Source organism: Amycolatopsis sp. A1MSW2902 (genome assembly GCF_017312175.1).
GTDB lineage: Bacteria > Actinomycetota > Actinomycetes > Mycobacteriales > Pseudonocardiaceae > Amycolatopsis > Amycolatopsis nivea.
This window is the reverse complement of the sequence record NZ_QJPO01000001.1, coordinates 4,709,486-4,727,621: the sequence shown is the minus strand read 5'-3', so window position 1 is coordinate 4,727,621 and position 18,136 is coordinate 4,709,486. Positions and strand designations below refer to the sequence as shown.

Sequence of the window (18,136 nt, the reverse complement as noted above, 5' to 3'; positions counted from 1 at the left end):
CGAACAGATGACACCGGGAATGAAGGTCGCGGCCGCCGTGGTCGGCGGTTACGTGCTCGGGAGACGGAAAAAAGCCAAACTGGCGATCACCATGGGCGCCTGGCTCGTCGGGCGGAAGCTGAACCTGGACCCGAAGAAGCTGCTGTCGGATGTCACGCGCGAGCTGGCTTCGTCGCCCGAACTGGCCGGGGTCCGCGATCAGGTGCGGGACGAGGTGCTGGGCGCGGGCAAGACCCTGGCCGCGGACATCCTGACGCACCAAGCGGGGCGGCTGGCCAGTTCGCTGCAAGAGCACACCGACACCCTGCGGGACAAGGCCGCTGGTCTGCCGGCGGCGGTCAGCGGTCGCGACGACTCGGACGATCAGGAGCCGGAAGACGCCGACGACAACGAGGACGGCGGTGCGGAAGAAAGCGAAACCCGGCCCCGTGCGCGCAAACGTCCGGCGAAACCGCGTGCGACGCAAGGGTCGCGCAAGTCGTCCGGCAGTTCGTCGAGTTCGACTTCGCGGAAACGGACGTCCTCGGGCGGCCGTACGCAGAAGCGCTCCTCGGGCACCTCGGGGGTGAACCGTGGCTGAATCCCGTTCTGACAAAGACGAACTCGGTCCCCTGGCGAAGCTTCGGGAACTGGCCTCGCGCAACCCTGCGACGGAACAACTGCTGCATGCCGGTGAGGAATACGCGCAGGCGAAGGCCGAACAGGTGATGTCCTCGGCGGGCAGCAAACTGGGCGAGGCGTCCCGGCGGCTGGTCGACGCGGGCGGCAGCGGCTCGCTGAAGGGATTGTTCAGCGCGGGCGAGAAGATCGCCGAAGGGAGATCCCCGGTGCGGGCGGCCGTCGAGGCCGGTGGCACCGCTCTCAAGAACTCGGTGTCGGGGCTGTTCGGCAAGCGCGGCAAAGGGTCCGGCGGCAAGAAGATCATCAACATCATCGAGGACATCGACATCGGCGTGCCGGTCCGCGAGGCGTACGACCAGTGGACCGAATTCCAGAAGTTCAGCAGTTTCGCCAAGGGCGTCACGAGCGCCGAGCAGACCGACGACACGACGTCGCAGTGGCGGTTCAAGATCTTCTGGTCGAATCGGTCGATGAAGGCCACGATCACCGAACAGATCCCCGACGAGCGGATCGCGTGGACCACCGACGGGGCCAAGGGCACGATCAAGGGCGTCGTGACCTTCCACGAACTCGCCCCGAGCCTGACGAAGGTCCTGCTGGTCATCGAGTACTACCCGGCCGGGCTGTTCGAGAAGACCGGCAACATCTGGCGCGCGCAGGGCCGCCGGGCGCGGCTGGACCTCAAGCACTTCCGCCGGTTCATCACGATGGCGGGGGAGGCCTCGGGCGACGGCTGGCGCGGCGAGATCCGCGACGGCGAGGTCGTGCGCTCCCCGGAGCAGGTGCGGGACGACGAGGGCGAGGACGGCGGCGAGGACGAACCGCGCGAGGAAGAGGACCGCGACGACGAGCCCGAGGACGAAGACCTTCCCGAGGAAGACGAGGACGACCTCGACGAGGAAGACGAAGAGGAAGACGACGAACCCGAGGACGAACGTCCTCGGGGCCGCCGCGCCGTCGCGGCGCGGTGACGAGGAGGCAGCAGATGAGCGAGTCCAGCCTGGCCGCCGGGAGACCGGCCGCCGTGTCCCGCCCGGGCGGTTCCGGCGGCGGCGCGAACCTCGCCGACATCCTGGAACGGGTGCTGGACAAGGGCATCGTGATCGCCGGGGACATCCAGGTCAACCTGCTCGACATCGAGCTGCTGACCATCAAGGTGCGGTTGCTGGTCGCGTCGGTCGAGCGGGCCAAGGAAATGGGCATCGACTGGTGGGAGCACGACCCGTCCCTGTCTTCGGGCTCGCAGCGCAAGGATCTGCTCGAGGAGAACGAACGACTGCGCGCGCAACTCGAACTCGCGCGGGGAGAGCGAGCGGAACAATGAGCTGGTATTGCTACGCAGTCACGGAATTCGCCGCGGAAAACCCGGCGGAGGGCATTGCCGGGCTCCGCGAGCAGCCGGTTTCCGCCATTTCCGAGGCCGGGCTGACCGCGCTGGCCAGCCCGGCTCCGGACGAAGGGTTCGACGAAGCGTCCTTGCAGCACCTTCCGTGGCTGGAAGAAATCGCCCGAGCGCACAACGCCGTCGTGGACGAGGTGAGCCGTCGGGCGGGCGTGCTGCCGCTGCGGATGGCGACGATCTACCGCGACGAGGGCCGGGTCCGGGAAATGCTCGCCGAGCATTCCGCGCAATTCTCGGAAGCGTTGCGCCGGGTCCGGGATCACGCCGAATGGGGCGTGAAGGTCTTCGCCTCGCTCCGCGCTGCCGAAGAGCCCGCCGCCGAAGCGCCCGCCGACGGACGGTCCTACTTGCGCCAACGACTCCGCCAACGCCAAGCGCGGGACACCCGGACGAACGAGGCGCTCGCGGTCGCCGAGCGAATCGAGCGGGAACTCGCGGAGCTGTCCGCGGACCTCCACCGGCACCGCACCCAGGACCCCGCCCTCACCGGCCGCGCCGACCGCAACATCCTCAACCTGGCCTGCCTGGTCCCCGACGCCGGCCGCGAACGCTTCCTGGAGCGGCTCGCGGACCTGCGGCAATCGGAGGTCGCCGGAGTCGAGGTCGAGGTCACCGGCCCGTGGGCCCCGTACTCCTTCGCGGGGATCTCGTGACGGGCGCGGTCGAGGAAACCGACCGGCTCGCCCTGGTCGACCTGCTGGACCGGCTGCTCGCCGGGGGCGTGGTGCTCACCGGCGACCGGGTGCTGTCGGTCGCCGAGGTCGATCTGGTGCACATCTCCCTGCGCGCGCTGATCACCTCGGTCCGCGAAGACTGCCCGGCGCCCTGGTGAAAGGAGGGCCGATGCCCAAGGCCGACGCGCTGGCCACCCGCCTCGAAACCGACGCGGACACGGTGGAACGCGACCTGATGAAGCTGGTCCTGACGATCATCGAACTGCTCCGGCAGCTGATGGAACGCCAGGCCCTGCGCCGCGTCGAGGAGGGCGGGCTGACCGAGGCGCAGGAGGAACGCCTCGGCCTGACCCTGATGCTGCTCGAAGAACGGCTGACCGAACTCCGGGACCGGTACGACCTTTCCGCCGCGGATTTGAACCTCGACCTCGGCCCGTTGGGGACGCTGTTGTGAGCGAGTGCGTGTGGTCGCGGTCCACGGCGGCAGGGGAGCCGGCAACCTGCCCTCGACCAGGCAGAGGTTTGGGCGCGGGGTGAGCGGGTATGGCGGCGGTATGCGACCGGCCGAGACGGAACCTATCCCGGAAACCGCCAGTGCGGTCCGGACGATCGCGCTGCGCGTCGACGGGACCGAGCACCGGCTCGCCGTGGACCCGCGCCGCACCCTCCTGGATCTGCTGCGGGAGCAGATCGGCAACTACAGCGCCAAGAAGGGCTGCGACCACGGCCAGTGCGGGGCCTGCACGGTTCTGCTCGACGGCCGCCGAGTCCTGTCGTGCTTGACCCTGGCGCTCACCTGCGACGGCACCGAAGTGACGACAGCCGCTGGCCTGGCCGAGGACGGCGAGCTGCATTCGCTGCAACAGTCGTTTGTGGACCATGACGGGTTCCAATGCGGCTATTGCACGCCCGGCCAAATCTGTTCCGCGGCCGGATTGCTGGCCGAGTTCGGCGACGGAGCGCCCAGCCACGTCACTAAGTCGGTGGCCGACACTCCGCAATGGACTGACGAGGAAATCTCCGAGCGGATGAGCGGAAACCTCTGCCGTTGCGGTGCCTACGCGGGGATCGTCGCGGCGATCCGCGAGGCGGGAGAGCAGCGATGAAGCCCTTCGCGTACGGCAAACCGGCGACCACGGCCGAGGCGGTGCGGGCAGTGGCGGCCGAACCGTCCGCGATGTTCCTCGCCGGCGGCACCAATCTCGTCGACCACCTGAAACTGGGGGTGGCACGCCCGGAGCGCATCGTCGACGTGACCGGCTTGATGTCGACCGAGATCCGCGAGAACGACGGCGAACTGGTGATCGGCGCGGGCGTCCGCAACAGCGACCTCGCGGCCGACCGGCGGGTCCGGGAACGGTATCCAGTGCTGGCCGAAGCGCTGCTGTCCGGAGCGTCGCCGCAGCTGCGGAACATGGCCACCGTCGGCGGGAACCCGTTGCAGCGCACCCGATGCGTCTACTTCCAGGACGTCACGACCCCGTGCAACAAGCGTTCACCCGGCACCGGCTGCTCGGCCCTCGGCGGCTACACGCGCCATCACGCGATCCTCGGCGCGTCCGAACAGTGCGTCGCGACGCATTCCTCCGACATGGCAGTGGCGATGGCGATGCTCGACGCGCGCGTCCACGTGCTCGGCCCGTCCGGAGAGCGGACGCTGCCCTTCGCGGACCTGCACCGCCTCCCCGGTGAGCACCCGGAACGCGACACCGTCCTCGAACACGGCGAACTGATCACCGACATCACGCTGCCCGCCACTTCCTGGTCGCGTCGTTCGACCTATCGCAAGGTGCGCGACCGAGCCTCCTACGCATTCGCGCTCGTCTCTGTCGCAGTTGGACTGTCCATTTCAGACGGTGTTATCGAAGAAGTCCGGCTGGCTTTCGGCGGCGTAGCGCACAAACCCTGGCGCGCCCAGCGGGCCGAGGAAGTCCTGCGCGGCAACCGGCCTAGCGCGGACGTCTTCCGCACGGCAGCCGATGCTGAACTCGCGGACGCCAAGGCGCTGGACGGCCTCGACGGAGGGAACGCGTTCAAGATCCCGCTCGCCGCCCGCACCCTGACCGCGGTGCTGCGCGACCTGACCACCGAGGAGCGCGACCGATGACCGGACTGCTCGAACCCCGGGCGATCGGACGCGGGCTCACCCGCCGCGACGGTCCGGCGAAAGTCACCGGAACCGCGCCGTACGCCTACGAACACCCCGCCGAAGCACCGCTGTACTGCCATCCGATTCAAGCAGCCATCGCCCGCGGCCGTTGCCTGCGGATAAGCGGCGTCGAAGCGGAAGCCCTCGACGGTGTCCGCGCGTTGATCACTCCCTTCACCGCCGAGCGGCTCGCCGACACCGACGACGCGGAACTCGCGGTGCTGCAGGATTGTGAAGTACCGTTTCGCGGCAGGGTGATCGGGCTGGTCTTGGCCGAGTCGTCCGAAACCGCGCGGCACGCGGCGGAACTCGTCGACGTCGAATACGAGACCGATCCCTTCGCCGCCGAGCTCAAGGCCGACGATCCCGACCTGTACCAGCCGGACAAGGTCAACCCGAGCTTCGCGACCGACACGAGCGAGGGCGACCTCGAGACCGCGTCCGCAGTGACCGTGGACCAGACCTACACCACGGCGATGTACCACAACAACCCGCTCGAACCGCACACGACGACGGCCTTGTGGGACGACGGCGTGCTGACGCTGTGGGATTCCACCCAAAGCGTCCACTCGGTACGGTCCACCGTGGCGAAGACCTTCGGCCTGCCCGCCGAGCGCGTCCGGGTGATCTGCCCTTACATCGGCGGCGGTTTCGGCTCGAAGGGGATGCCGCACGCCAACGTCGTGCTCGCCGCGCTGGCCGCCCGGACTGTGCCGGGCCCGTCCGGTGAAGCTCGCGCTGACCCGGCAGCAGATGTTCAGCCTGGCCGGGTACCGCACGCCGACGATCCAGCGGGTCCGCCTCGGCGCCGACCGCGACGGACGGCTGGAGTCGCTCGACATGGCCGTCGTCGAGCAGACCTCGCGGATCAAGGAATTCGCCGAGCAGACCGCGGTGCCCGCGCGGATGATGTACGCCGCGCGGAACCGGGCCACCAGTCACCGGCTCGCGCGGCTCGACGTGCCGGTGCCGTCGTGGATGCGCGCGCCGGGGGAGTGCCCGGGAATGTTCGGCCCGGAAGTCGCGATGGACGAACTCGCCGAAGCGCTCGGCATTGACCCGATTGAACTGCGGGTGCGCAACGAACCGGAGGAGGATCCGGAAACCGGCCTCCCGTTCTCTAGCCGACACTTGGTCGAATGCCTGCGCACCGGAGCCGAACGCTTCGGCTGGGACTCCCGGACGCGTGGTCGCCGAGACGGGCGATGGCTGGTCGGCAGCGGAGTCGCGGCTTCGGTGTACCCCGCGAAGCGGATGCCCGGATCGAGCGCGACGATCCGGTACGAGAAGGGCCGCTATACCGTCGAAATCGGCGCGGCCGACCTGGGGACGGGCGCGTGGACGATCCTGCCGCAGATCGCGGCGGACGCACTGGACGTGCCCGTCGATTCCGTCGACGTCCGGATCGGCGACACCGATCTCCCCAAAGCCACGGTGGCCGGCGGTTCGACCGGAACCGCTTCGTGGGGTTCCGCAGTGGTCGCGGCCGCGGAGGCGTTCCGGGACAAATACGGCTCGGACCCCGGTGACGGCGACGAGGCACAGGCCGACACCCCGAGAAACCCGGACGACAAGAAATACTCGACGTACGGGTTCGGAGCACAGTTCGCCGAGGCGCGCGTCGACGCCGACACGGGCGAAGTCCGGGTGTCGCGGCTGCACGGCACGTTCGCGGTCGGCCGGATCGTCAACCCGGTCACCGCGCGCTCGCAGCTGCTTGGCGGCATGGTCATGGGATTGTCGATGGCGCTGCACGAAAACAGCGTCCTCGACCCTCGGTTCGGGCATGTCGTCAATCACGACCTGGCCGAGTACCACATCGCGACCAACGCGGACGTGGAAGACCTGCGCGCGGACTGGCTCGACGAAACCGATCCGCACCTCAATCCGATGGGTAGCAAGGGAATCGGCGAAATCGGCATCGTCGGGACCGCGGCGGCGATCGCTAACGCGGTCCATCACGCGACGGGGGTCCGGGTGCGGGACCTGCCGATCACGCTCGACAAGCTCCTGCCGGGACTGCCCTGAGCAACGGCGTCACAGCGCGAAGGCGTGGTCGCCGCCGTCCGGAAGATGCCGGTCGAACCACGCGGCGGCTGCGTCGGCGACCTGCTCCAACGCGCCGGGCTCCTCGAACAGGTGCCCCGCCCCCGGCACCACCACGAGCTCCCGGTCGCCCGGCAACTGGGCCGCAGCCGCCTTGTTCAGCCTGCGCACGGTGTCGTCGTTGCCCCCGACGATCAGCAGCACCGGGCAACGCACCTCCGCCAAGACGTCCTCGGCCAGATCCGGCCTGCCGCCGCGGGAAACCACCGCCCGCACGACGTCCGGCCGGCTCGCCGCCGCGCTCAACGCCGCGGCGGCTCCCGTGCTGGCCCCGAACAGCCCCACCGGCAATCCGCCCGCCGCGGGATGCTGGCTGAGCTCGTCCAGCGCGCGCAGCAACCGGTCCCGCAGCAGCCCGATGTCGAAGCGCTGCCGGTCGTGCTCTTCCTGGCTGAGCAGGTCGAACAGCAGCGTCGCGTACCGGTGGTCCTGCAGGGTCCGGGCGACCGCCTGGTTGCGCGGGCTGTGCCGCGAACTGCCCGAGCCGTGCGCGAAAACCACCACCCCGGCAGCATCGGCGGGCACAGTCAACTCACCCTCGGCCGACGACGTCCCGGCGCCGACCGCGAACGGTTCCGTCATGGCTTCCTCCTGCCAGCGTCCGGAACCGGATATCCCGGCAGGGCGACGGCCAAACGGACGGCGGGTTAGCGTGGACCGATGCTGATCGAACATCGAGGACAACGCCCGGTGGTCCCGGAGTCGGCGTACGTCGCCCCGACCGCGGTGCTGTGCGGCGCAGTCGTCCTCGGCGAACGAGCCCGAATCCTGCACGGCGCGGTGCTGACCGCGGAAGACGGGGAGGTCCGCACCGGTTCGGACGTAGTGGTCATGGAGAACGCCCTGGTCCGCGGCCGGTCCGCACAGCCCGCGACACTCGGGGACGCAGTGCTGGTCGGACCGCACGCCCATGTCAACGGAGCCGTGATCGAAGACGAGGTGTTCGTCGCGACCGGAGCCTCGCTGTTCCCGGGTTCAGTCGCCGGCGCCGGGTCCGAACTGCGGATCAACAGCGTGCTGCACGTCAACTCCCGTCTCGAACCCGGCACGGTGCTTCCCATCGGCTGGATCGCCGCGGGGGACCCGGCCGAACTGTTCTCCCCGGACCGGCACGACGAGCTGTGGGAACTGCAGCGCACCCTGGATTTCCCGGGCACTGTCTACGGCACGCCGAGAGGCACCCCGATGCGCGAACTCATGCGCCGCCAAGCCGAGTTTTACGGCTCCCATCAAGGTGATCGTCTTCTTGACGAATGACGTCGACCGAAGCGAGCACCGTGCGGGCATCGCGCTGAAAGGCTTCGTCACCAACGATGTCGATGTCATTGGCCAAGCCGTCATCGGATTTGGCGACCCGTTCGACGAGATAGCGGCGCGGCGACGCGAGCGCCTCTCGCAGCAACGGCGCGGCGGGGGCAGCCGCGGACCCGAGTTCGGTGAGGTCTCGCGCGATACCGGGCCAGCGGCGACGGCTGCGCGTCCAGACCGACTGCAGGACGGCGACCACAGGCTCGGGATCGCCGCTGATCCGCCACAACGCGGTCGCGGCGTTTTGGTGCAGCCACCCGTATTCGTCGACACGATCGAGCAGCGCGCGCAACGCCGGAATCGTGGCTGCGGCGGCGGGTCCCAGGTCCCGCACGCCTGCCGCGGCCGCGCTGGCGGTGAAGTTGTCGTCCTTGCGCAACGCCCGAAGGATCACCGGCAGTGCGGTCTCGGCGTCCTTGTCCAGTTGCCACAGCGCCGTCGCGGCTCTGGCCGCGATTCCGTCGTCCGGGTTCTTGAGCAGCGGTCGCAGCAACGGAACAGCCTCGGCACCGGCGCCGATCTTGGTCAGGATCGAGGCGGCCTGCGCCGGATCGGATTCCAGCGCGGCCAGGACCTCCGGTGCTGCTTCGGCCGCGGCGGGCCCGATCTCGGCCAAGGAGTCGCACAGGGCTTCCCGGGCTCGGTCGTCGTTCTCGCCGAGACCTCGCAGGCGCTGCCGGATCAGCGGAACCAGTTCCGCGGCCGTCGGTCCCAGACCGGCGATGTGCGAATTGAGGTAGTTCGGCAGCGGATCCTGTTCGAGCAGCCACCGCAGCACCGGCAAGGCTCGGCTGTCGCCGATGCGGCACAGCGCGCGGATGGCCGGGCTGACGTCGCCGCCGCTGTACGGGGTCGGCATTGTCCACGCCAGGGAACCGGCCGGGGTGTACTCACCGGTGCGGGGAGCCGATTCGATGCAGGCCACGAGCGCGTCCGCGGCCGGAGCGGCGAGTTCGCCGATGATCGACAACGTGGTGGCGGCCCGCATGCGCAGCCTGGGCGGCGAGTCGTCCAGCTGGTCGCCGATCAGGGAGACCAGTTCGCGGTGGTCGCCTCGCCAGCCGAACAGCAGCGTCTGGGCGGCAAAGACAGCGTGGTAGCGCTGCGCCCAGTTCGCGGCGCGCAACTGCGCCGCGATGAATGCGGAGCGCGCGGCAACCCGGTCGCCGAACGCCCAGCTGACGTCCGTGACGAGGCGGTCTAGATGCGGCGCCGGCTCGCTGTTCCCGTAGCTGAGCCCACGCTGATGAAGCATGCCGCGCAAGGTTTCGGTGCTGACCGGATCCGGTCGCGGCGGCGGCGGTTCCTCAGCATAGGCAGCCTCCACCGCCGTGGTGAGTGCGGTGACGACCCCCGCTGGCACTTGCGCGGGCCCGATGCGGACGCGTTCGGTCAGCGCAGCGACCCGAACCCGGGCTGACTGCGCGCCGACGGCCATCGACTCCAACGCGGCACTGATCTCTCCGTCCGTGCCCAGCATGCCCGCCGCCTCGACGAGCGCGACCTGTACCTCGGCGTCGGACTCGATCGGCAGCCGGGCCAGTACCGCGGAGGTCACCCGGGCCAGATCGTCGCGGCAGCCGGGCAGCGCCCCGGCGACCGCCCGGCGCACCTCGCGATCGGGGTCCTCGAGCAAGCTCAGGAGGACCGGACCCGCCGCCGCGAGCGCCCGGGCCGCCTCCGCCGCGGGACCGGTGTTCGGCACTTCCCATCCCACGCCGCCGATGCTGGCGACCAGTTCCAGGACCCCGGCGCGGCCGGGCAACCCCGGCGTCGCCGCGGCTTCCAGCAGGAACGGCAGCGCGGCCACCGTGCAGTCGTACACGTCGAACTGGTGGTGGACCGCGCCCTCCATGCCGTCCAGCGCCCGCTCCCGCACCACCGGGTCAGGCGAAACCAGACCCCGGAGCAGGTCCGGGACATCGGTCGCCGGTCCGTACGCGTGCTTCATTCCCGCCCAGTCGATCTCGTCGAGACCAGAGAACACCGTCCACCCCGTTCCGGGCCGGGACCCCAGCCCGGCCGAGGGTGTGATCGACATCGGCGCATTCCCTGTTACGAGCAGGAGAATCCCTTGGACCCGCCGGAGTTGCCGCGGCTCGAGAAATGCCCTCCCCAACGGTGTGAGCGAATGATGCACTCCCACCCCCGCCCGGGTGGTAGTGATCAACCCCGCCGTCCGAAACGTCTTCGTATGTTGCACCGCAGCCGGGGAAACTCCCAGCCGCGCGGCCAACGCCGCAGCAGAGGACTCCGCCGCCAATGCGCACAGCAGCCGCGCCCGCGTCCGCCTCACCAGGCCGGTCAGCCGGTCCTCCCGGGTTCGACCCGGGCGCGCCTCCCCAGCGCGGCGCTGCGTCCAGGATGTGTCCCGGGCTTCCCAGACCGCGGGCGCTCAGCCGCGGATCACCTCGAACAGGCTGGTCCAGCTGTCCCGGCCGTGCCCGGCGGCGACCGCGCGGTCGTAGTGCTCCTTGACCGCGGCGGGCAGGGCCACGTCGATGCCCGCGTCCCGGCTCGCGGCGAGGATGTGGTCGGCCGTCGCGCCCATCATCTTGGCGTTCGCCTCGTCACCGGGGTGGCTGCCGCTGTCGACGTTCTTCGCCGCCTCGTCCAGCGACGTCTGCACCAGCGTCAGCAGCTCGTTCGCGTACGGCACCAGCGTCGCGGCGGACACCCCGGCGGTGCCGACGAGCGCGGCGGAGTGCAGGAACGCCGACAGCGTCGTGAGGAAAAGATCCAGCAACGACTGGTAATACAGCTGCGCCAGACCCGGATCCGCGCCTCGGTAGTCCGGCCGTCCGATGACGCGCAGGGCCGGTTCGATCCGCTCGAACGTCGGCTGCGCGCCGCTGTAGAACACGAACGCACCCTCGGTGCCGACGACCTGCGCAGGCACCATGATCCCGCCCGCGATCATCTCCGCACCGCGCGCGGCCAGCCATTCCGCGGCCACCCGGGTCCGCTCCGGCGTGTCCGAGCTGAGGTTCACTACGATTTTCCCGCGCAGCGCGTCCTCGGTCGGCGCGAGAATGTCGTACATCGCCTGATAATCAGTGAGACTGAGGATTACCAATTCGTTCGCGGCCAGCGCCTCCGCGACCGTTCCCGCGCGCTTCGCACCAGCGGCCACCACGTCGTCGGCGCGGCTTGCGGTGCGGTTCCACACCGTCACCTCGTGGCCCGCTGCCAGGTAGGACCGCACCATGGCCTGCCCCATCGGGCCGAGGCCGATCACTGTCACACTCACCAGAGTTCTCCTTATTTCTTCAGCAGTTCGATGACGCTCGTCAGGTTTTCCGCGCCGTGGCCGTCGGCGGCCCGGCGCAGGAGCAGCTGGTGCAGCGGCGCGAGCAGTTCGGAGCTGACACCCTGGTCAGCGGCGGCGATGGGCAGGTTTTCGAACGCGGCGGCCTGCATCCCCAGGTTCGAGACGACGTTCTGGGTGTAATCGCCGCTGTCGACCTCCACCGCGGCCTGCTGGACGAAGCTGCTCATCGCGGTCAGCCATCCGCTCAGCAACGGCGCGAATTCGACCGCCGAAAGCCCTTCGCTGCGGATCAGCGCGTAGGCTTGCAAGACGCCGGTGAACTGGCCATACATCCCCGACAGCAGCGCGAGATCGTGCAACGCCGCCAGCCCCGGGTCCTCGCCGACGTAGTTGCTGCCGCCGAACGCGTCGAACGCCGCGCGGTGCGTGTCGAACACTTCCTGGGGCCCGCTGTAGAACACGAACGCGCCCGGCCGCCCGATCATCGGCGGAACCGCCATGATGCCGCCGTCGAGGAACGCCCCGCCCTGCTCCGTTACCCATTTGGCCAGTTCCCGGGCCTGCCGAGGGGTGCCGTTGGTCAGGTTCACCACCGTCCGGCCCGCCAGCGAGGCCGTCTTGAGCACCTCGCGCACCGACGCGTCGTCCAGCAGGCAGACGATCACTAGTTCGCTCGCCGCGACCGCCTCAGCGGCCGCCCCCGCCGCCACCGCACCCCGCTCCACCAGCGGCTTCGTCTTGTCCGCAGAGCGGTTCCAGACCGTCACCGGCCGTCCCGCTTCAAGCAGCGCACCGGCCAGCGCGCTGCCCATCGCACCGAGCCCCAGCACGGTCGCCGAGGTCGCATTCCCGGACATGTCGTCCCTCCAGTTCGTTGATCTGCCGACCACGGTGCCGAGGGCCGCGCACGGTTCGCTGGGGGTCCGCGCACGGATGCGGTTACGGTGGATCCGTGCGATTCGGGATCCTGGGGCCCTTGGCCGTGAGCAGCGACGACGGCCGGCCGGTGCGGGTGCCCGAGGCCAAGGTCCGGACCCTGCTCGCGGTCCTGCTCGTGCACGAGGGCGCTCCGGTGTCGGCGGACCGGCTGGCCGACGACCTGTGGGGCGACCAGCTGCCCGGCAACCCGGTCAACACCCTGCAGACGAAGGTCTCGCAGCTGCGCCGTGCGCTCGAACGCGCCGAACCGGGGTCCGGCAGCGCGCTGGTGTTCCAGGCCCCCGGTTACGTCCTGCGGACCGAACCGGAAGCCGTGGACGTCGGACGCTTCCGGGCGTTGACCGCAGCGGCGGGCACGGCGGAAAACCCGCAGTCGAAGGCCGAATTGCTCACCGAAGCGCTGGCGTTGTGGCGAGGCCCGACGCTTGCTGAGTTCGCGGACGAAGCCTTCGCGCAGCCAGTGATTCAGCGGCTGGAAGAGGATCGCCTTGTCACGCAAGAAAACCTCGCCGACGCGCGGCTCGCGCTTGGCGAACATGCCGCGCTGACCGCGGAACTTGCCGACCTCGTCCGGCAGCATCCGTTGCGCGAACGGCTGCGTGCTCTCCAGATGCGCGCGCTTTATGCGGCGGGTCGGCAGAGCGAGGCGCTGGCCTCCTACGATGAACTCCGCCGCCGTCTCGCGGACGAGTTAGGTCTCGATCCCGGCCCCGAACTGACCGCGCTGCACCGGTCGATCCTGGCGCAGGACCCGGCTCTGACCGCCGTCGCGCCGCAGCTTCCGGTGCCGCTCACCGAACTGGTCGGCCGGACCGCCGCGACCAAGGCGGTCAGCACGCTCGTCCGCGAATCCCGGTTGGTGACGCTCACTGGACCTGGCGGCGTCGGCAAGACCCGGCTCGCGCTGGAGACCGCGCACCGGCTCGGCGGCGACTTCGCCGCGGGCGCGTGGCTTGTGGAGCTGACCGGCATGGACCGGCACGAATGCGCGCTGAGCCAGTGCCCGCCGATCGAATGGGTAGTGGAAGCGATCGCGGCGACGCTGGGCATCCGGGACGCGGCGGCGCCCGCGCAGGCGGATCCGGTGCAACGGCTGGCCGAGTCCTTGCGCGGCAAGGAAACCCTGATCGTCCTGGACAACTGCGAACAGCTGATCGAGCCGGTCGCCGAGACCGCCGCACGGCTGCTGGCGGACGCGCCCGGGCTGCGGATCCTCGCCACCAGCCGGGAACCGCTCGGGCTCGCCGGGGAGACCCAGTTCCCGGTACCGCCGCTGGATCACGACAGCGCCGCGCGGCTGTTCACCGCACGGGTCGCTGACAGTGGGTACACTGTGGACAGTGCCGACGCGGAGGCGGTCGCCGAGATTTGCCGGAAACTGGACGGATTGCCGCTGGCGCTCGAACTCGCCGCGACCCGCGTGCGCGCGTTGGGTGTACCGGAGTTGCTGCGCCGGCTGGACGATCGGTTCCGCCTGCTGGACACCATTCGCCGGGGTGTGCCCGCCCGGCAGCAGACTCTGCGCGCGATGATCGACTGGAGCTGGGAACTGCTGAGCGAGCCGGAACGCCTTGTGCTGCAACGGTTGTCGGTGCACACCGAGGATTGCTCGCTGGACGCGGCCGAGGCGGTCTGCGCGGGCGACGGCGTCGAGGAAGGTGAGGTGCTGGGTCTGCTGGCGAAGCTTGTCGACCGCTCGCTGGTCGTGCCAGCGAACGCGCGGTACCGGTTGCTTGAGTCGGTGGCAGTGTACGGCCTCGAACGGCTGCGCGACGCCGGTGAGGTCGAGAAGACGCGGCGTCGGCACGCGGAGTATTACGTCGAGTTCGCCGGTACCGCGGACGCCGGTCTCCGCGCGGGGGATCAACGGCGCTGGCTGCGGCGCCTCGACGCGGACCTGCCGAATCTCCGTGCCGCAGCGGAGAATCTGGCCGGTTGGGGGAGCGCCGACGACGCGTTGCGCTTGGCGAACCGGCTGGCGTGGTACCGATTCCTGCGCGGCCGGATGGCCGAGGCGATGCGCTCCCTGCGCGCCGCCCTCAGTTTGCCCGGCGGCGACGAGGACCTGCGCGTGGAAGCACAGGCGACGCTCACCGCACTCGGCATCCTCGCTGGCGACCGGCCGGACTGGCGCCCCGTGGCGGAGTTGCCGACGAGCCCTCGGGCCAAGTGGTTCATCGGCTACGCACTGTCCACAGTGGCCGATCTGCCCGGCGCGGAACCGCTGACCCTGGAGGCACTCGCCGCCTTCGAAGCGGCCGGCGACCGATGGGGGATCGCGGCGGCCAGCGGTGACCGCGCGAGCCAGGCCCTGTCGAGAGGCGATATCGCGGGAGCGTGGCGTTACGCCGATCGATGCGCGGAGTTGTTCGCCGAAATCGGCGACAAATGGGGTCAGCTGCAGGCGAACTTCGCACAGGGTGCACTCAGTTCCCTTGCCGGGAATTACGCGCGCGCTGAAGCGGTCCACATCGAAGGATTGCAGATCGCCGAGGAACTGGGCTTGTGGCCGGAAGCGTCGTACCAGCTGTCGTGGCTTGGGCGGATTGCCTTGCTGCGCAAGGAGTACGTCACCGCCCGCGAACTCCATGACCGGGCTCGCGAGGTCGCTGCGGAACACGGCTTCACGCCGGGGGAGATGTATGCGCTGACCGGACTGGCCCTCGGCGCCCGGCGCGAGGGCGACCTCGATCTCGCCGAACAGCATTTGCGGACGCTGCTCGAGTGGAACAAGCAGGTCGATTTCGAACCGGGGAACACGTTGATCCTCGCGGAACTCGGTTTCGTCGCCGAATTGCGCGGAGACGCGGAGACGGCGTTGCGACGGCAGCAGGAAGGGTACGAGATCGCGCACCGGACCGGCGATCCGCGAGCGATCGCGTTGTCGCTGGAGGGGCTAGCGGGTGCGCACGCCCTGGCCGGAGCAGCCCGCGAAGCCGCACGTTTGCTGGGCGCGGCCGCAGCTTCCCGTGCTGGGATCGGCGCACCGCTGCCTGCCGCGGAGCGCACTGACGTCGACCGGATTACCGCCCGCGCGAGCGAGGTCCTCGGCGCGGCGGAATTCGCGGCCGAGTTCCGCGCGGGCGGCGATCGGGAAGCGCTGCCTGCGGTCCGTGAAGGACTCCTTGAGGGAATCTGATTCCCTCAAGGAGTCCTTCACGGACCGTGGCTCGCGGCTCAGAAGACGGGCCGCCGGTTCCCGTGCCCGGTCGCCTGCTCGAAAGCGTGCGCGGCCCGCAACAGTCCTAGCTCGCCCCGCAGCGGCGCGATGATCTGCAGCCCCACCGGACGTCCGTCCTCGGTGAACCCGGCGGGCACCGACAGCGCCGGGCAGCCGGTCGCCGAGATCGAGTACGCCGAGCGCATCCACTCCAGATAGTCGTGCATCGGTTGCCCGGCAACGACTTCCGGGTACTCCCACTCCACCGGGAACGGCGGCACCTGGCTCACCGGCGCGAGCAACAGATCGTACTGCGTGAAGAACTCGCGCATCCCGGTGATGAGCTGCAGCTGCCGCGTCTGCGCGCGGGCGATGTCGGCACCGGAAAGCGTTGCGCCGAAAGCGATGTTGTCGGCGAGCGTCTGCTTCATCTTGTCCGGATGCTCTTCGAGCAGACCGCTGAACCCGGTGTGGAAGAGCCAGCCGCGCAGGGTGCGGAACACGTCGTCGGCCACCGCGAGGTCCGGGCAGGCCGGTTCGACGCGGCAGCCGAGTTCGGCGAACACCCGCACCGCCGGTTCCAGCACGGCGGTGACCGCCGGGTCGACCGGCAGCCCGCCGAGGTCCGGCGACCACGCCACGCGCAGCCCGGCGAGGTCGGCGTCGAGCGACCCGGCGAACGGCGCGGCGGGCTGGTCGAGCGCGATCGGGTTGCGCTCGTCGTACCCGGCGATCACCGACAGCAGCAGCGCGACGTCGGCGACCGTCCGGCCCATCGGCCCCTGCACGCCCAGCGCCTCCCAGGGCAGCGTCGCGGGCCAGGTCGGCACCCGGCCGGGCGACGGGCGCAGGCCGACGACGTTGCAGAACGACGCCGGATTGCGCAGCGAACCGCCCATGTCGCTGCCCTCGGCGAGCGGGTGCAGACCCGCGGCCAGTGCGGCCGCCGCCCCGCCGCTGCTGCCGCCCGCGGACAGCTCGCGCCGGTACGGGTTGCGCGTGGCCCCGAAAACCGGGTTCATCGTGTGCGAACCGGCCCCGAACTCCGGCGCGTTCGTCTTGCCGAGCGTGATCGCGCCCGCGTTCCGGATCCGCTCGACGACGAGCGTGTCGCTGTCGGGGACGTGGTCGGCGAAAATGGGGGATCCGTAGGTGGTGCGGACCCCGGCGACGTCGTGCGTGTCCTTGTGCGCTACCGGAATCCCGTGCAGCGGACCGACCTCCTCGCCGTGCGCGAGACGTTCGTCGGCGGCCGCGGCCTCGCTCAGCGCGCGCTCGGCGGTGAGCGTGACGATGGCGTTGATCTGCGGGTTGACCTGCTCGATCCGGTCGAGATGGGCCTGCAGCACCTCGCGCGCGGACAGCTCGCGGACACGCAGCCGCCGGGCCAGTTCGCGGGCGGGCAAGTAGCAGATCTCCTCAGCGCTCACTGGTTTCCTTCCTGACCCCGGTGTCCGTTCGCGACGTCAGCTTCGCGCGTGGTGCTGGGGTCAGACAAGACGTGCTCGACAAATGACGGAATCAGCCACAGTATTGGCTGATGACCGCACGGCTGGACCCGCTCGACCGCCGGATCGCCGGCGCGCTGCAAGTCGACGGCCGCGCGTCCTGGCGGCGGATCGCCGAGGTGCTGGACGCGCCGGAGCGCACGGTGGCCCGGCGCGGGACGCACCTGCTGCGCACCGGCGTCGTGACGGTTGTCGCCGTTTCGCCGCACGGCGTGCCGCTGCTGGTGCGCGGCCGCTGCCGGGCCGGGCTCGGCCGTCCCGCGGGCACCGCGCTCGCGGGACGGCCGGAGACGAGCTTCTGCTACCTGATCACCGGACAGGGCGAACTCGTCGCCGAGGTCTTCTGCGACCGCAACCGGCTGCCGACCTTCATGTTCGACGAGATGGCGGCAATCCCCGGCCTGCTCGATCTGACGGCCGATACCGTCACGCGGTACTACCGCACCATCCACGAATGGCAGCCCGGGCTGCTGAGCCCGGCCGAGACGGAGGCGATCTCGTCGCTTCCGCAGCCGACTCCGCAGCCCCGGCAGCCGGACGGCGTGGACTTCAGCAGCGACGAACGCGCCATCGTGCGCGCGTTGCGCGAGGACGGCCGGCGCACGCACGAGGAACTCGCCCGTGCCGCCGGGATCTCGGAATCGACCGTCCGCCGCCGGCTGGAGGCGTTGCGGCGGGAGGAAAAGGTGTTCATCCGGGCAGTGGTGGAACCGGCCGTGCTCGGCCTGCCGGTCGAGGCGCTGCTGTGGATCCGCTGCCGCCCGCACGACGTCGACGACATCGGCCGCGCCCTGCTGGGCTCGCCGTACGTGCGCTACGCGGCGGCGATGACGGGCGAGTATCAGCTGCTCGCTGACGTCACTCTGCCCGACATCGCCGCGTTGCACGAGTTCGTCGGCAGTTCCGGCTGGTCCCGGCAGGCGGATTCGGTGCACACCGGGGTGGTGCTGAAGGCGTTGAAGCGCAGCAGCGTCCTCGCACCCGAACTGCGCCCCTGA

Annotated in this window: 16 protein-coding genes and 1 pseudogene; 12 read left to right on the top strand and 5 right to left on the bottom strand. The window is 70.0% G+C overall.

Translation table 11 applies throughout. The features are described 5' to 3' along the window. Positions 1-7 precede the first annotated feature (7 nt). The 9 genes and pseudogenes from DMP23_RS21525 to DMP23_RS21485 all read left to right on the top strand — a co-directional run bounded on the left by DMP23_RS21525 (position 8) and on the right by DMP23_RS21485 (position 6,874). The gene (locus tag DMP23_RS21525; RefSeq protein WP_275294054.1) at positions 8-580 is read left to right on the top strand and encodes a hypothetical protein; all 573 of its coding nucleotides are present in this window, start codon (positions 8-10) and stop codon (positions 578-580) included. Continuing rightward, positions 573-1,592, top strand: coding sequence for an SRPBCC family protein (locus tag DMP23_RS21520; protein ID WP_337822325.1), 1,020 nt, complete (start codon positions 573-575; stop codon positions 1,590-1,592). Before DMP23_RS21525 ends, DMP23_RS21520 begins: the two co-directional genes overlap by 8 nt. 14 nt (positions 1,593-1,606) lie before the next feature. Further along, on the top strand, positions 1,607-1,945 hold the full coding sequence (locus DMP23_RS21515; protein WP_037818467.1) for a gas vesicle protein: 339 nt from the start codon (positions 1,607-1,609) through the stop codon (positions 1,943-1,945). Further along, entirely contained in the window at positions 1,942-2,676 is a 735-nt protein-coding gene (locus DMP23_RS21510) for a GvpL/GvpF family gas vesicle protein (RefSeq protein WP_337822324.1), read from the top strand. The genes DMP23_RS21515 and DMP23_RS21510 overlap by 4 nt, the downstream gene beginning before the upstream one ends. Further along, on the top strand, positions 2,643-2,855 hold the full coding sequence (locus DMP23_RS21505; RefSeq protein WP_337822323.1) for a gas vesicle protein: 213 nt from the start codon (positions 2,643-2,645) through the stop codon (positions 2,853-2,855). Before DMP23_RS21510 ends, DMP23_RS21505 begins: the two co-directional genes overlap by 34 nt. Before the next feature lie 11 nt (positions 2,856-2,866). After that, a complete protein-coding gene (locus tag DMP23_RS21500; protein WP_037818464.1) occupies positions 2,867-3,151 on the top strand; it encodes a gas vesicle protein K in 285 nt (94 codons plus the stop codon). Positions 3,152-3,251: 100 nt separating this feature from the next. Next, positions 3,252-3,803, top strand: coding sequence for a (2Fe-2S)-binding protein (locus tag DMP23_RS21495; RefSeq protein WP_134734078.1), 552 nt, complete (start codon positions 3,252-3,254; stop codon positions 3,801-3,803). Beyond that, positions 3,800-4,804, top strand: a complete 1,005-nt coding sequence (locus tag DMP23_RS21490) for an FAD binding domain-containing protein (protein ID WP_337822322.1) — start codon at positions 3,800-3,802, stop codon at positions 4,802-4,804. Before DMP23_RS21495 ends, DMP23_RS21490 begins: the two co-directional genes overlap by 4 nt. Continuing rightward, positions 4,801-6,874: pseudogene (locus DMP23_RS21485) on the top strand (xanthine dehydrogenase family protein molybdopterin-binding subunit). Before DMP23_RS21490 ends, DMP23_RS21485 begins: the two are co-directional and overlap by 4 nt. A 9-nt stretch (positions 6,875-6,883) precedes the next feature. Here DMP23_RS21485 and DMP23_RS21480 read toward each other — a convergent pair. Further along, a complete protein-coding gene (locus DMP23_RS21480; protein ID WP_037818460.1) occupies positions 6,884-7,534 on the bottom strand; it encodes a dienelactone hydrolase family protein in 651 nt (216 codons plus the stop codon). Positions 7,535-7,612: 78 nt separating this feature from the next. Between DMP23_RS21480 and DMP23_RS21475 the strand changes: the two genes are divergently transcribed. Then, entirely contained in the window at positions 7,613-8,209 is a 597-nt protein-coding gene (locus tag DMP23_RS21475) for a gamma carbonic anhydrase family protein (protein WP_337822321.1), read from the top strand. Here DMP23_RS21475 and DMP23_RS21470 read toward each other — a convergent pair. The 3 genes from DMP23_RS21470 to DMP23_RS21460 all read right to left on the bottom strand — a co-directional run bounded on the left by DMP23_RS21470 (position 8,148) and on the right by DMP23_RS21460 (position 12,388). After that, positions 8,148-10,301, bottom strand: coding sequence for a HEAT repeat domain-containing protein (locus DMP23_RS21470; RefSeq protein WP_337822320.1), 2,154 nt, complete (start codon positions 10,299-10,301; stop codon positions 8,148-8,150). The genes DMP23_RS21475 and DMP23_RS21470 overlap by 62 nt on opposite strands. Before the next feature lie 354 nt (positions 10,302-10,655). Beyond that, on the bottom strand, positions 10,656-11,480 hold the full coding sequence (locus DMP23_RS21465; protein ID WP_439098638.1) for an NAD(P)-dependent oxidoreductase: 825 nt from the start codon (positions 11,478-11,480) through the stop codon (positions 10,656-10,658). 41 nt (positions 11,481-11,521) lie between these two features. Continuing rightward, entirely contained in the window at positions 11,522-12,388 is an 867-nt protein-coding gene (locus DMP23_RS21460) for an imine reductase family protein (RefSeq protein WP_037818456.1), read from the bottom strand. 95 nt (positions 12,389-12,483) lie between these two features. Between DMP23_RS21460 and DMP23_RS21455 the strand changes: the two genes are divergently transcribed. Next, entirely contained in the window at positions 12,484-15,609 is a 3,126-nt protein-coding gene (locus DMP23_RS21455) for a BTAD domain-containing putative transcriptional regulator (protein WP_037818455.1), read from the top strand. 38 nt (positions 15,610-15,647) lie between these two features. Here the strand turns inward: DMP23_RS21455 and DMP23_RS21450 are convergent, their stop codons facing one another. Then, positions 15,648-17,060: an amidase gene (locus DMP23_RS21450; protein WP_037818454.1), complete on the bottom strand. Its 1,413-nt coding sequence runs from the start codon at positions 17,058-17,060 to the stop codon at positions 15,648-15,650. Positions 17,061-17,170: 110 nt separating this feature from the next. Here DMP23_RS21450 and DMP23_RS21445 point away from each other — a divergent pair, with 110 nt between their 5' ends. Next, positions 17,171-18,136, top strand: a complete 966-nt coding sequence (locus tag DMP23_RS21445; protein WP_037818452.1) for an Lrp/AsnC family transcriptional regulator — start codon at positions 17,171-17,173, stop codon at positions 18,134-18,136.

Coding starts and splice junctions, on each gene's coding strand:
- DMP23_RS21525 (WP_275294054.1), top strand. CDS start 8: ATGACACCGGGAATGAAGGTCGCGGCCGCCGTGGTCGGCGGTTACGTG.
- DMP23_RS21515 (WP_037818467.1), top strand. CDS start 1,607: ATGAGCGAGTCCAGCCTGGCCGCCGGGAGACCGGCCGCCGTGTCCCGC.
- DMP23_RS21510 (WP_337822324.1), top strand. CDS start 1,942: ATGAGCTGGTATTGCTACGCAGTCACGGAATTCGCCGCGGAAAACCCG.
- DMP23_RS21500 (WP_037818464.1), top strand. CDS start 2,867: ATGCCCAAGGCCGACGCGCTGGCCACCCGCCTCGAAACCGACGCGGAC.
- DMP23_RS21495 (WP_134734078.1), top strand. CDS start 3,252: ATGCGACCGGCCGAGACGGAACCTATCCCGGAAACCGCCAGTGCGGTC.
- DMP23_RS21490 (WP_337822322.1), top strand. CDS start 3,800: ATGAAGCCCTTCGCGTACGGCAAACCGGCGACCACGGCCGAGGCGGTG.
- DMP23_RS21480 (WP_037818460.1), bottom strand. CDS start 7,534: ATGACGGAACCGTTCGCGGTCGGCGCCGGGACGTCGTCGGCCGAGGGT.
- DMP23_RS21475 (WP_337822321.1), top strand. CDS start 7,613: ATGCTGATCGAACATCGAGGACAACGCCCGGTGGTCCCGGAGTCGGCG.
- DMP23_RS21470 (WP_337822320.1), bottom strand. CDS start 10,301: ATGTCGATCACACCCTCGGCCGGGCTGGGGTCCCGGCCCGGAACGGGG.
- DMP23_RS21465 (WP_439098638.1), bottom strand. CDS start 11,480: ATGGGGCAGGCCATGGTGCGGTCCTACCTGGCAGCGGGCCACGAGGTG.
- DMP23_RS21460 (WP_037818456.1), bottom strand. CDS start 12,388: ATGTCCGGGAATGCGACCTCGGCGACCGTGCTGGGGCTCGGTGCGATG.
- DMP23_RS21445 (WP_037818452.1), top strand. CDS start 17,171: ATGACCGCACGGCTGGACCCGCTCGACCGCCGGATCGCCGGCGCGCTG.